This window comes from Embleya sp. NPDC127516, from assembly GCF_044765325.1.
Taxonomy (GTDB): domain Bacteria; phylum Actinomycetota; class Actinomycetes; order Streptomycetales; family Streptomycetaceae; genus Embleya.
In genome coordinates this window covers 565275-578335 of sequence record NZ_JBIWJT010000003.1, presented here as the reverse complement: position 1 = coordinate 578335, position 13061 = coordinate 565275, and the positions used below count along the sequence as shown (strand labels likewise).

Annotated in this window: 11 protein-coding genes; all 11 read right to left on the bottom strand. The window is 73.0% G+C overall.

Translation table 11 applies throughout. The features are described 5' to 3' along the window. Positions 1–115: 115 nt before the first annotated feature. The 11 genes from dnaG to lepB (ACIRL2_RS07720) all read right to left on the bottom strand — a co-directional run bounded on the left by dnaG (position 116) and on the right by lepB (ACIRL2_RS07720) (position 13011). On the bottom strand, positions 116–2050 hold the full coding sequence (gene dnaG, locus ACIRL2_RS07770) for a DNA primase (RefSeq protein WP_395872702.1): 1935 nt from the start codon (positions 2048–2050) through the stop codon (positions 116–118). Positions 2051–2102: 52 nt separating this feature from the next. Continuing rightward, positions 2103–3362 carry a deoxyguanosinetriphosphate triphosphohydrolase gene (locus ACIRL2_RS07765; protein ID WP_402230815.1) on the bottom strand — a complete coding sequence of 420 codons (1260 nt, stop codon included), beginning with the start codon at positions 3360–3362 and terminating at the stop codon, positions 2103–2105. Positions 3363–3476: 114 nt separating this feature from the next. Continuing rightward, a complete protein-coding gene (gene whiG / locus ACIRL2_RS07760) occupies positions 3477–4325 on the bottom strand; it encodes an RNA polymerase sigma factor WhiG (RefSeq protein ID WP_395872698.1) in 849 nt (282 codons plus the stop codon). 733 nt (positions 4326–5058) lie between these two features. Next, entirely contained in the window at positions 5059–6297 is a 1239-nt protein-coding gene (dprA, locus tag ACIRL2_RS07755; protein WP_402230812.1) for a DNA-processing protein DprA, read from the bottom strand. After that, positions 6294–7904, bottom strand: coding sequence for a YifB family Mg chelatase-like AAA ATPase (locus ACIRL2_RS07750; RefSeq protein WP_402230809.1), 1611 nt, complete (start codon positions 7902–7904; stop codon positions 6294–6296). Before ACIRL2_RS07750 ends, dprA begins: the two co-directional genes overlap by 4 nt. A gap of 2 nt (positions 7905–7906) precedes the next feature. Beyond that, on the bottom strand, positions 7907–8254 hold the full coding sequence (locus ACIRL2_RS07745; protein ID WP_402230808.1) for a YraN family protein: 348 nt from the start codon (positions 8252–8254) through the stop codon (positions 7907–7909). Positions 8255–8527: 273 nt separating this feature from the next. Next, a complete protein-coding gene (locus tag ACIRL2_RS07740) occupies positions 8528–8854 on the bottom strand; it encodes a DUF2469 domain-containing protein (protein WP_395872691.1) in 327 nt (108 codons plus the stop codon). A 139-nt stretch (positions 8855–8993) separates the two neighbouring features. Further along, positions 8994–9563, bottom strand: a complete 570-nt coding sequence (locus tag ACIRL2_RS07735) for an NUDIX hydrolase (protein ID WP_395872690.1) — start codon at positions 9561–9563, stop codon at positions 8994–8996. An 85-nt stretch (positions 9564–9648) separates the two neighbouring features. After that, positions 9649–10671 carry a signal peptidase I gene (gene lepB, locus ACIRL2_RS07730; protein WP_395872688.1) on the bottom strand — a complete coding sequence of 341 codons (1023 nt, stop codon included), beginning with the start codon at positions 10669–10671 and terminating at the stop codon, positions 9649–9651. Between the two features lie 140 nt (positions 10672–10811). Continuing rightward, positions 10812–11960: a signal peptidase I gene (gene lepB / locus ACIRL2_RS07725; RefSeq protein WP_402230805.1), complete on the bottom strand. Its 1149-nt coding sequence runs from the start codon at positions 11958–11960 to the stop codon at positions 10812–10814. Further along, positions 11953–13011: a signal peptidase I gene (lepB, locus tag ACIRL2_RS07720; protein ID WP_402230803.1), complete on the bottom strand. Its 1059-nt coding sequence runs from the start codon at positions 13009–13011 to the stop codon at positions 11953–11955. Before lepB (ACIRL2_RS07720) ends, lepB (ACIRL2_RS07725) begins: the two co-directional genes overlap by 8 nt. Between the last annotated feature and the right edge of the window lie 50 nt (positions 13012–13061).

Sequence of the window (13061 nt, the reverse complement as noted above, 5' to 3'; positions counted from 1 at the left end):
GGGGCCTGTAGCCGAGAGCCAGGCGCGGAAATCTCGCCCGGCGCACGGGCGATCGCGGCGATCGACGTGGCGTGCCGGCCCCGCCGGGGCGGTTTCGGGCCGGCGGGCGGGCGAATCAGCCGCCGGGGGCGTACAGCGCCTCGGCGCCTCGGTCGACCAGCGCGCGCTTGTACGTCTCCAGCGTGGTCAGTTCCTGCCAGACCAGCGCGTACGCGTCGGCGTCGCGGACCGGATCGATGCGCAGCAGGCGGGACTTGGCGTCCGCGATCCGGCGTTCGGCGGAGAACACCCGCAGTCGGACCAGGTTGCCGTCGGCGTAGGCGCGGTCCGGTTCGGCGGTGCGGTGCAGGCTCTCCACCGCCAACTCGGTGACCATGTGCCGGATGGTGTCGTCGGGTGCGGCGGCGCGCACCTCGGCGACCCAGTTCGGGGTCGGCGCGAGGTCGCAGGAGACGCCGCCGGCGGCCGCGATCGCGGCCCGGACGGCCGCGTACGACGGGGCGGTGAACTCGTCGGCCTCGTAGTGGTCGAACGCCGGGGCCACCAGCTCGGGAGCCTGTAGCGCGAGCTTGAGCACCTCGCGCTGCACGGCCTGACACATGTCTCGCGGGTCCGGCCGGAAGCCGGCGGGTCGTTGCGGGGTCTGGGCCGGTCGGCCGGACTGCGGGGGCGCCTGGCCCGGGCCCGTGCCGCGTTCGCCGCGCGCGGCGCGCTCGCGCTGCCACCGGTTGATCTGGGCGACCCGGCCGACCACGAACCGCTCGTCCAGGAAGCCGAGCATCGAGTCGAGCCGGACCGCGTAGGTGTGCCGCAGGGCCTGGTCCTTGATGCCCGCGATGACCGGCGCGGCGGCGTCCAGCGCGGCCACCCGGCCCTCGGCGGTGGACAGGTCGTGGCCCTCGATCCGGCTCTTGATGGCGAACTCGAAGAGTGGGACGCGCGCGTCGATCAGGCCGAGCACGGCCTCGTCGCCCTTCTCCAGGCGCAGGTCGCACGGATCCAGACCGCCCGGCTCGACCGCGACGAAGGTGCGGGTGACGAACTTCTGGTCCTCCTCGAACGCGCGCAGCGCGGCCTTTTGGCCCGCCGCGTCGCCGTCGAAGGTGAAGATCACCTCGCCGCGGAACTCGCCGGAGTCCATCAGCAGCCGGCGCAGCACCTTGATGTGCTCGTCGCCGAAGGACGTGCCGCATGTGGCGATCGCGGTTCCGGCGCCGGCGAGGTGGCAGGCCATCACGTCGGTGTAGCCCTCGACGATGACCGCCCGGCCGGACTTGGCGATCTCCTTCTTGGCCAGGTCGAGTCCGTAGAGCACCTGGGACTTCTTGTAGATCGGCGTCTCGGGGGTGTTCAGGTATTTGGGACCGTTGTCGTCGTCGTAGAGCTTGCGCGCTCCGAAGCCGATCACGTCGCCGGTGATGTCGCGGATCGGCCAGATCAGCCGGCCCCGGAAGCGGTCCATCGGACCGTTGCGACCCTCGCTGGCCAGGCCACCCTCCAGCATCTCCTGCGGGGTGAAGCCCTTGCCGCGCAGGAATCGCACCAGGTTCTCCCAGCCCTTGGGCGCGTACCCGAGCGAGAAGTGTTCGGCGGCGTCCTGTTCGAAGCCGCGGTCGGCGAGGAAGCGGCGGGCGGTCTCCGCCTCGGGGCCGGCGAGTTGGTCGGCGAACCAGCGCGCGGCGATCTTGTGTGCCTCGACCAGGCGGGTGCGCCGACCCTGCTGACGGCCGGGGGTGTAGCCCCCCTCCTCGTAGCGAAGCTCGATGCCGTACTGCTGCGCGAGTCGCTCCACGGTCTCCGAGAACGTGGTGTGGTCCAGGCGCATGACGAAGTCGAGCACGTCGCCGCCCTCGCCGCAGCCGAAGCAGTACCAGAGGTTCTTCGCCGGGCTGACCTGGAAGGACGGGGACTTCTCGTCGTGGAAGGGGCACAGCCCCTTGAAGTTTCCTCCGCCCGCGTTGCGGAGTTGCAGGTGTTGTTCGGCGATCTCCGCGATGCGTGCCGTCTCGCGGACCCGCCTGACGTCTTCCTCACGGATACGGCCGGCCACGATCGTCGAGTCTACGGGTCGACCGGACGGGCGTGGGCGGCGACCGGCGCGGTCACCGCGCGCTCAGCGCCGCGTGCAGGGTGATCGCGGCGCGGTCGGTGAGCGAGGCCACCTGGTCGATCACCACGCGCAGCCGGGCCGCGTCGTCTGCGGCCTCGACCCAGTCCTCGCGCAGCGACGCGTCCAGGCTCTCCGGCGCGTCGGCGGACAGCAGTTCGACCAGTTCGGTGAGCACCGCGCGCTGTCGTTCGCGCAGCCGCTCGGCACCCTCGCGGGCCATCACGTAGCGCGCGGTGACCGCCTTGAGCACCGCGCATTCGAGCCGGATCGCGCGCGGGACGATCAGGTCGGCGGCGTAGCGGGTGACCGGCTCGGTGCCGTACAACTCGCGCGTGGCGTGCTCGGCGGCCAGGCAGAAGCGGCCGATCAGGCCGCTGGTGGCGTTCTTGAGCCGGGCCTGGGCTCGGCGCGAGCCGTCGTAGCCCGCCGGCCAGAAGTCGAGCGCGAGCAGCCGGTCCAGCGCCTCGCCGAGTTCGTCGGCCTCGCAGTCGGGGCGGTAGCGGCGCACGGTGAGGTCGAGCAACTCGCGCCGCTCGCCCGGGTCGCGCAGCCGGACCAGGTCCAGTCGATGCGACTGGACCGCGTCCTCGAGGTCGTGCACCGAGTAGGCGACGTCGTCCGACCAGTCCATCACCTGGGCCTCCAGGCAGCGGCGGCTCGGGTCGGCGTCCCCGCGTACCCAGTCAAACACGGCGCGGTCGTCGTCGTAGGCGCCGTAGGAGTGGGTGTCCGAGCGGCGCGGCCACGGGTACTTGAGCACCGCGTCCAGTCCGGCGCGGGTCAGGTTCAGGCCCACGCTGCGGCCGTCGGGGCCGAACGTCTTGGGTTCGAGCCGGGTGAGCAGGCGCAGGCTCTGCGCGTTGCCCTCGAAGCCGCCGCAACTCTTGGCCGCCTCGTCCAGGGCGCGCTCGCCGTTGTGCCCGAACGGCGGGTGGCCCAGGTCGTGCGCCAGGCACGCGGTCTCCACCAGGTCGGGATCGCAGCCCAGCGCCTGGCCCAGCTCACGGCCGATCTGGGCGCATTCGAGCGAGTGCGTCAGCCGGGTCCGCGGGCTGTCCTGGCCCGCGGCGGCGGTCTCGCCGGGGACCACCACCTGGGTCTTGCCCGCGAGCCGGCGCAGCGCGGCCGAGTGCAGCACCCGGGCCCGATCGCGTTCGAACGCGGTGCGCCCGGGCCGCTTGTTGGGCTCGGGGACCCATCGGGCCAGGTCCTCGGGTTCGTAGTGACCGCGGATCGATCGATCCGCGGTCACCGGTCGTCCCGCTCGAGATGCCGCCGTGCGTGCCGATTTGCTGTCCACTTGTCCACATTAAGGAATCGCACCGACATCCGACGACGGCCGGACCGCGAACAACGCGCGAAACCTTCATCGCGCGTCGGACAACTTGCCGCGCAGTTGCAGCACCGCCTTGGTGTGGATCTGGCAGGTGCGGCTCTCGGTGACCCCGAGCACCTGGCCGATCTGGGACAGGGTCAGGCCCTCGAAGTAGTAGAGCGTCACCACGGTCTTCTCCCGTTCCGGCAGCGCGTTGACCGCCCGGGCGAGCAGGTGCCGCATCTCGCGGCTCTCGGCCACCTCGACCGGGTCGTCGGCGGTGGTGTCCTCCAGCGTGTCCACCAGGCTGAGCCGGTCGCCGCCGTCCTGGCCGGTGTGCAGGAGTTCGTCCAGGGCCATCACGTTGATCAGCGAGAGCTGGCTGAAGATCGCGTGCAGGTCCTCCAGCGCGATGCCCATCTCGCGGGCGACCTCGACCTCCGAGGGCGTGCGGTTGAGCTTGGCCTCCAGGCCCGCGTAGGCCAGTTCGACCGCGCGGGCCTTCTGCCGCACGGACCGGGGAATCCAGTCCAGCGCGCGCAGTTCGTCGATGATCGCGCCTCGGATGCGGCTGATCGCGTAGGTCTCGAACTTGATCGCGCGGTCGAGGTCGAACTTCTCGATCGCGTCGATCAGGCCGAACATCCCGTACGAGACGAAGTCGGCCTGGTCCACGTTGGCCGGAAGTCCGACGCCGACCCGCCCGGCGACGTACTTCACGAGCGGCGAGTAATTCAGGATGAGGCGTTCCCGCAGGGTGGGATCCCCCGAGCGCTTGAAGTCGCTCCAGAGGTTCTCGAGCGCGCGGTTGGAAGCGCCACCGTCCTCGACGGTGACGGCCGGTCCGTCCTGGGAGCCGGCCGCGGTGGCGCTCTTACGCCCTGGGGTTTGCTTGGGCATGCGTGGCCTTGTGTCGTTCCACGGAGACGTGCGTGCAAATCTGGGTATTCGCGAGCGTAGCGTGACCTGGCGAGTGCCGAGCGCTACGAAGATCGGGTCCTGCCCCGATCGGCCGGCTCACGGCGGTGCGGCCGAGGTCGCGCGGATCGTGGTGCGCGGTCTCGGGCGGGGTCGCGGGAGCGGCTGCCCGGCGCCTTCGCGGCTTCGGGCGGGGCGCACGCGGCCCGGGGGCGATCCGCCGGGCGGCGGGCCCCGCGATCGAGCCCGCGTGCCGCCGCCCACCGGCGGTGATCCACCGCCCGAGGGCGCGCGCGAGGCGCCGGTCCCGGGGCAGCGCGCGTGCCCGCCCGCGTGTGCCGGGCGGGTGCGCCATGGCGCACCCGGGGCCGGCGCCGAACGCGCCGGCCCGGACGGGCGCACCCGCCGCGCCGCGGCGCTGTCCGGGGGCCGGCGAATCCGCGAGGTCGTGGGCCGGTACGGGCGTGTCGTCGCACGCCGGGCCGGTACCGGTCGGGTACGCGCGTTCGAGCCGGCCGGTTGTGGCGGCGTGCCGGGCGCGCGGCCGGCGGGCGAGCCGGTGGGCCGGATCACGCTCCGTCCTTCGGGCGGGTCCGACCGGCGGCGGGGCGATCCGGTCGGGGCCGCTCTCCTCGGCCGCGCTCTCGTCGGTCACGGGGTATGGCACCTCCTCGATTGGGCCTCCCCTCACGGTGATGATCACTGCCGCCCCAGGTCAAGCACCGCCACGGCGACGCCACCCCTTCGAGGTGCGATCGACCAGTTCCCGGCCCGCCAGGACGTCGAGGTGGCGGCGGGTGGCGGCGGGCGCGACGCCGGCCTCGCGGGCGATCAGCGCCGTGGACAGCGTGTCGTGGATCGGCACGCTCTCCAGGATCCGACGCGTCTCGGGCGCCAGGTCGTCCCCCGGCCGGGTCGGACCGGCCAACACCGGTGCGAGGTCGTCGCCGATCAGCCCCACCTCCTCGATCACCTCGGCCGCCCGGGTCACCAGCACCGATCCCGGCTCGCGCAGCAGCGCGTGCACCCCGGCCGAACTCGGCGAGCCGATCGGCCCCGGCACGCCCATCACCCGGCGCCCCAGCCGCGCCGCCCGACGCGCGCTGATCAGCGCACCGCTGCGCAGCGCCGCCTCGACCACCACGGTGCCCCTGGTCAGCGCGGCGATCACCCGGTTGCGCTCGACGAAGCGGTACCGGGTCGGATGCGCGCCCGGCGGCAGCTCGGTGACCAGCGTGCCCTCCTCGGCGATCCGCGCGAGCAGCCGCTCGTGGCCGCGCGGATAGTTCACGTCGATCCCGCACGCGAGCACCGCGACGGTACGCCCGGCCACCACCAGCGCGCCCCGGTGCGCGGCGGCGTCCACGCCGTAGGCGCCGCCGGAGACCACCGTCCAGCCCGCCTCGGCCAGGTCGGCGGCCAGGGTCGCGGCCACGTGCGCGCCGTAGTCGGTGCACGCCCGCGCGCCCACGACCGCCACCGAGCGCAGCGCGGCGAGCCGCAGCGGTGCCGCGCCGCGGACCCACAGGCCCAGCGGCCGGGCGTCCCCGAGGTCGTCGAGCTGGCTGGGCCAGCCCGGATCGCCCGGAGCCACGAAGGCGCCGCCGAGCCCGGCGATCCGGGCCAGGTCCGCCCGCGGGTCGTGGCCGCCCAGCCGGACCCGGTAGCCCGCCGGATCCCGCCGGGCCAGCTCCACCGGCAGCGGTCCGGGCCCGCACAGGTCGCGCAGCAGCCGTGCGGCGCCGTGCACGCGCACCGCGCGGCCGAACGCCGCGTCACCCGGCTCCACCAGGCGGGTCAGCGCGGCCCGGGCCACCCGCTCGTCCTCGCCGTCCGCCGCGTCCGCGCCGACCGGGACCGCCGAGACCGCCTGGGCTGCCCGGGCTGCCTCGGCTCGGGCCGCCCGGACCGCCGGGTCCGCGTCGCCCCACGGCAGCGGGTCCGGCCCGGTCACCGGGCGGGCCCGTCGTCGCCGGCCGAGTCGCCCCGGACGATCCCGGTCCGCAGCTCCAGCGCCGCGTCCACGTCGTCCCGGCCCGGCCGCTCGTGCCCGCGCAGGTCGGCGACGGTCCAGGCGACCCGCAGGACCCGATCCAGGCCCCGGGCGGTGAGCAGGCCGCGCTCCATGTCCCGGGCGGCCCGGTCCAGCGCGTCCGGCTCGATGCTCCAGCGGGTGCGCAGCTCGCGTCCGGGCACCTCGGCGTTGACCGCCCACCCGGTCCCGGCCAGCCGCCACGCGGCCCGCTCCCGGGCCGCGAGCACCCGCGCGGCCACCACCTCGGACCGCTCCCCCGTCCCCTCCGGCGCGAACAGCTCGGCCCGGGAGACCGCGTCCACGGTCACCCGTACGTCGATCCGGTCCATCAGCGGCCCGGACAGCCGGGACAGATACTTGTGCCGCATCAGCACCGAGCACGTGCAGTCCAGGCCGCGCCCGGAGAACCGCCCGCACGGGCACGGGTTGGCGGCCATCACCAGCAGGAACCGCGCCGGGAAGCACAACATCCCGCCGCTGCGCGCCACGGTGACCGTGCCGGACTCCAGCGGCTGGCGCAGCGCGTCCAACACCCGCCCGCTGAACTCCGGGCTCTCGTCCAGAAAGAGCACGCCGCGATGGGCCAGGGACACCGCGCCCGGGCGCGGCAGGCCGTTGCCGCCGCCCACGATGGCGGGCATCGTGGCGCTGTGGTGCGGCGCGCAGAACGGCGGCACGGTCACCAGCGGCAGGTCCGGGCGCAGGGTGCCGGCGATCGAGTGCACCGCGCTGACCTCGAGCGAGGCCGGACCATCCAGCGCGGGCAGGATCCCGGGCAGCCGTTCGGCCAGCATCGTCTTGCCCGCTCCCGGGCTGCCGAGCAGGAACAGGTGGTGTCCGCCCGCCGCGCACACCTCCAGGGCCCGGCGGGCCCGGCCCTGTCCGGCGACGTCGGCCAGGTCGGCCGGCTGCGCACCGGCCGGCGCGGGACCGGCGGCCAGGGTGCCGACCACGGCCAACGGGTCCGGGCCAAGGCCGATGTCGGCCACCGCCCGCTCCTCGACCGGCACCGGCTCGCCCCGCAGCAGCGCGAGCAGGTGCCGCAGCGAGGTCACCCCGCACACGGTGATCCCGGGCACCAATTCGGCCTCGCAGGCCACCACGGCGGGCACCACGACCCGCCCGCAGCCGGCCGCGGCGGCGGCCATCACCGCCGGCAGCACCCCGCGCACCGGCCGCAGGCGCCCGTCCAGGCCCAGTTCGCCGACCATCACCAGGTCCTCGATCGCGCGGGGGTCGAGCACGCCCGCCGCGGCCAGCACGGCGGCCGCGATCGGCAGGTCGAACCCGGAGCCGGTCTTGGGCACGGTCGCGGGCGACAGGCCCACCGTGAGCCGCCGCTGCGGCCACTCCTCACCGCTGTTGACGAGCGCGGCGCGGACCCGCTCCTTCGACTCCACCAGGGTCTTGTCGGGCAGGCCCACCAGCGTGAAGGTGGTCACCCCCGGCTCCAGGTCGGCCTGAACCTCCACCACCACGCCGTCCACACCGAGCAGGGTGACCGAGCGTGTGCGTGCGAAGCCCATGCTCAGCCCACCCCTCGGATGTGCTCGACCAGGGCCGCCCCGCGCTCGGCCGGGACCACCGCGACCAGGTCGATGCGCACCTCGCGCCCCGGCGGGCAGCCGAGCGGATGGGCGAGCAGCCAGCGCTCCGCGAGCACCCGCAGTCGCCGCGCCTTGACCGCGCCGACCGCCTCCAAGGGATGCTCGAAGCCGCCCGCGCGCCGGGTCTTGACCTCGCACACCACGAGCGTGGGCCCGTCCCGCGCGACGATGTCGATCTCGCCGTCACGACAGCGCCAGTTCCGGTCCAGGACGGCCATCCCGGCCTCGGCCAGAAACCGGGCGGCGACCCGTTCGCCGTACCGCCCCACGGCGGTGTTCCGCGACTGCCGGCCCGGCGCACCCCGGCTCCGCGCGCCCCGGCCATCCGCGCCCGGATCTCCCGTACTCGGGGTCCCGGCGTCCGGGTGTCCCGCACCCCGGGGCTGTTCGCCCCGGTCCTCGCCGCCGGCCGCATCGGTCCGCACAACGACCACCTCCGGCCCCGACGGTGCCGGAACCGGAGGTGGTCGAGAGTCGTTCCGCGTCCGCCTGTGCACAACTCGGCCGCTGTGGACGCCGCCCTCGCGGGTGTGCGGGTTCGCTCAGTTGCCGAACCCTTCGTTGCCCGCGGGCATCTCGAACTCGCTCTTGGTCAGTTCCTCGACGTTGACGTCCTTGAAGGTAAGGACGCGGACATTCTTCACGAATCGCGCAGGTCGATACATGTCCCACACCCACGCGTCCGCCATGGACAACTCGAAGAAGACCTCCCCGTCGGCCGACCTCACGTGCAGTTCGTACTGGTTGGTGAGGTAGAAGCGCCTTTCCGTCTCGATGACGTACTTGAAGAGACCCACGACGTCGCGGTACTCGCGGTAGAGCTGCAGCTCCATCTCGGTCTCGTACTTTTCGAGATCTTCCGCACTCATGCGCGCCCCTCGCTCCTGCGCTTCGCTGACGTCTCCCATTGTGTACCGGCGACCCACGTGGCCACCGGCGCACCATGGCACAACCGTCCGGGAGCAGCCGTTCGGCCCGGATCCGCAGATCCCGGCCGCCCGGCGCGGCTCAGCCGTTCCAGCGCTCGAACGGCTCGTCGATCAATTCGCCGGCCAGGAAGGCGGGCAACAACTCGGGCAGGCGTCCCGGATAAAACCGTGCCGGAGCCGCCGCGATCTCGGCCGGCGTCCACCACACCGCCTCCTGGTACTCGGCCAATTCGTCGGCCGTCCAGAGCGACCGATCCTCGCAGACCTTCGGCGTACGCTCGGCGATCCGCACCAGCACCACGAACTCGTGCTGCACCCGCCGATGCCCCGGTCGCACCCAGGTCACACTCCGCCGCCAGGTGGGCGGGCCCACATCCGCGGGCGCGATCCGCAGGCCGGTCTCCTCCAGGATCTCCCGGACGGCCGCGTCCACGTAGCTCTCGCCGGGGTCCAGGCCGCCGCCCGGCAGGTCGTACCAGTGCTGCGGATCGGATTCGGGGACGTGGGTGCGAAAGAGCAGCACCCGATCGTCGGGGTCGAGCAGCACCACACGCACGGCGCGGCGTTCCAGGTCGGGAGCCAGGTCGGCGGGGTAGTCCGGAACCGGCTCGGGCACATCTCCGGGCCATGACACGGGTTGAGTCGTCATCCACGGATTGTGCCCCGAACGCGTACGGCCGGGTCGCCCGGGAGAAGGATTCCCGAGCGACCCGGCCGTGCGCGAGGGCCCACGCTCAGGTGGGCGGCGCTCCCGAGGGATCGCGCGTGCTCACCCGCGCGTCCGACGCGTCGTCCGCCCCGGCCCGACGGTGCCGCCGCCACAACACCAGCGGCACGGCCCCGATCAGCCCGGCCGCCATCGGCGTACCGCCGATCACGTCGAGCCCGAGACCGGGCTGATCGAACGTGCCCGGCACCCCGAGTCCGTGGATCCGGTTCAGCGGCCACACCACGGTGAACGCGCGCCCGATCACCTGGTCCTTGTCGACCGTCCCGTTGCCCGGCTGGTCCATGTGATAGCGCGAGTCGGAGGAGTTGTCGCGGTTGTCGCCCATCAGCCAGATCCGGCCCTTGGGCACGGTCACGTCGAACACCTTCGTCGACGGGGCCACGCCCTTCTTGAGGTACGAGCTCTCGTCCAAGGGTTTGCCGTTGACCATCAGGCGGCCCTGCGCGTCACAACACTGCACGCGGTCGCCGCCGACTCCGATCACCCGCTTGATCAGGTCCTTCTCGTCCGCGGACGGCATCAGGCCGACCCAGGACATGCCCTTCTGCAGTCCGCGCACCACCGCGTTGTCGGACTGCTTCGGGGCCTCCTGGAGCCAATTGCCCGGGTCGTGGAAGACCACGACCTGACCGCGCTCGGGCTCCGCGCCGAACCACGGCGAGAACTTGTTCACCAGCACCCGGTCGCCGACCTTGATGGTGTTCTCCATCGACTCCGAGGGAATCGAGAACGCCTGGACCAGGAAGGTCTTGATGAGCAGCGCCAACACGATGGCGATCAGCAGCAGCAGCGGCAGTTCCCGCCAGAACGACCCCTTCTTCTTCCGCCGCTCGCCCGAGTCCGAGGCACCCTCGCCGTCGCCGGAATCCTGCGGCTCGTCCGATCCACCGGAGCCGCCGGGCCCGCCGGGACCGTCCGTGTCGGGCGGCGAACCGTCGCCCGGGCCGCCGCCGGGGGTGGGGGTCGGGCCCGCCGGCGGGAAGATCGGCGCCGCGTCGGGGGCGGCGCCGTTTGCTGGTCGTTTCACCAGATCGGGCGACTGCGTGGGCCCGTCCCCGCTCGTTGGTTGGGTCGGTGGCGCTCCGGGATCGTGCGGCGCGTCGGTCGGATGCCGCTCGTGCGGCTCCCGCCCACGATCGTCGTCTCCACCAGCGGATCGCGCTCCGATCACGACTTCCCCCACGGCGCCTCCTCGTACCCGTGCAGGCCGGACGGCACCCGGTCGGGGCTGTCCACCGGCTGCCCACAGCTCTGTCTTGATGATTTCCGACCCGTGCCGCGCACGTCGCCGGGTCGATGTCGACCCCAAGGGTCCGGCATGCGCCGGCGCGAGCGTACACGTCGGCGTAGCAGGACCAGCGGAACCGCACCCACCATTCCCATAACGACCGGGGTGGGCGGGAGAATCGCAACCGACAGGGCTTTGTTCCCGAACGTCTCCGGAACGGGCAGTCGATGCGCCCGACCGAACGGCCAGGCCACCACGAATGCCCGACCGACCACATCACCCTCCGGGATCGTGCCCTGATAGGGCCGGTCCATATGTGCCCGCGAGTCGGCGGAATCACCGCGATGGTCGCCCATCACCCACAACCGACCCTTGGGCACGGTCACGCTGAACCTCTTCTCGGAGGGTGCGTTGCCCTTGTACAGGTAGGGCTCGTCCAGCGGGACGCCGTTGACGGTGATCCGACCGGAGGGGTCACAGCAGGCAACCGTGTCGCCGCCGACCCCGATCACCCGCTTGATCAGGTCCTGTTCGTCGTCCGAGGGGAGCATCCCCACGAACACCAGGCCCTGCTTGACCTGCTTGAGTCCCGGCGGCGGATCGTCCGAGTTCTTCTTGCCCAACCACCCGCCCGGGTCCCGGAAGACCACCACCTCGCCGCGTTCGGGAGTCCACCCGAACCACGGCGAGAACTTGTCCACCAGCACCCGGTCGCCGACGTTGATGGTGTGCTCCATCGAACCGGACGGGATGTAGAACGCCTGCACGAGGAACGTCTTGATGAGCAGCGCGAGCGCGAGCGCGATCACCGCCAGCATCGGCAACTCGCGCCACAGCGGCACCACCTTGTCCTTGCGCCGCGAACGCCTGCCGCGGCGGCGGCGCTTGGGCCTGCCCGTCTCCACCGACGGTGCCGCGGGTGCCGGGGGCCTCGCGGGTGCCACGGGTGCCGGTTCGGCCTCGCCGAGCACCACCGCGCCGGCCGACCCCGGGGGCGGGACGGCGGCGCCGGTGACGTCCCGGCCCGCGCTCGGCCCGGAGGGGCCGGCGGCGCGGGCGCCGCCCTTGGGTTTGCCGCGCTTACCCACGACGGTCGAAGTCCGACCGCTCGAACGTCTTCGGCCGGTCCGTGCCCTGGATCCGGCCGAACGGCCAGATGATCCACTGCGCGCGCCCGATCACCCGGCTCTCGGGCACCATGCCGCCGCCGGGCTCGCCGAGGTGATCGCGCGAGTCGGCCGAGTTGCTGCGGTGGTCGCCCATGACCCACAGCTTGCCCTTGGGCACCTCGGCTTCGAAGGGGAAGTCCGAGGGCTTGTCGCCCGGATGCAGGTAGTCGCCCTCGTCCAGCGGCACCCCGTTGACGGTGATCCGACCCTGCGCGTCGCAACACTTGACCACGTCGCCGCCGATCCCGATCACCCGCTTCACGAAGTCGTTGTCGTCCGGGTTCGTGAAGCCGAACACCCCGCCGAGCTTGCGCAGCGCGCCGGTCACCGGGTTGGGCTTGTCGGTGTCCTCGGGAGTGAACGAGCCGCGCCCGTCGAAGACGATCATGTCGCCGCGCCGGATGTCGCCGAACTCGTAGGCCAGCTTGTTGACCAGGACCCGGTCGCCGACCTGAAGGGTGTTCTCCATCGAACCGCTGGGGATCACGAACGGCTGGGCCACCCACGAGTTCACCGCGAGCACCACCACCATCGCGACCGCGACCAGCAGCGGCAGTTCGACCCACGCGGGCATCCGTCGCCGGCCCGGCGCGGGCGGCGCCTCCTCGTCCTCGTCCTCCGAGTCGGCATCGGCATCGGCATCCGCGGACTCGTCCCGCTGCACCGCCGGATCGGCGTCGGAGTCGGCTTCCGCGACCGGATCCGCGCCGAGGTCGGCGGCCGCCGCGGGCTCCGGGTCCGCGGCCGGCACCCGAGTCGGCTCCGCGGGCGAATCCTTCGCCGGGTGCGGGGAGTTGACCGCCTCCGCGACCGTGGCGACCGCCCCTTCGGGCCCGCTCCCGTCGCCGTCCGCGCTCCGTGCCCGATCCGAGACACGCGAAGGCCGCGCCTCCACGACCTCGGTGGACGAGGTACCGGCGGATTCCTCCGCCGTGGAGGCACGGCCTTTGCTCTGCTCTGCGTCGTCCATCACGAACGAGCCTAGCGTCCGGGTCGTCTCGACACGGTCGAGGCACCCCG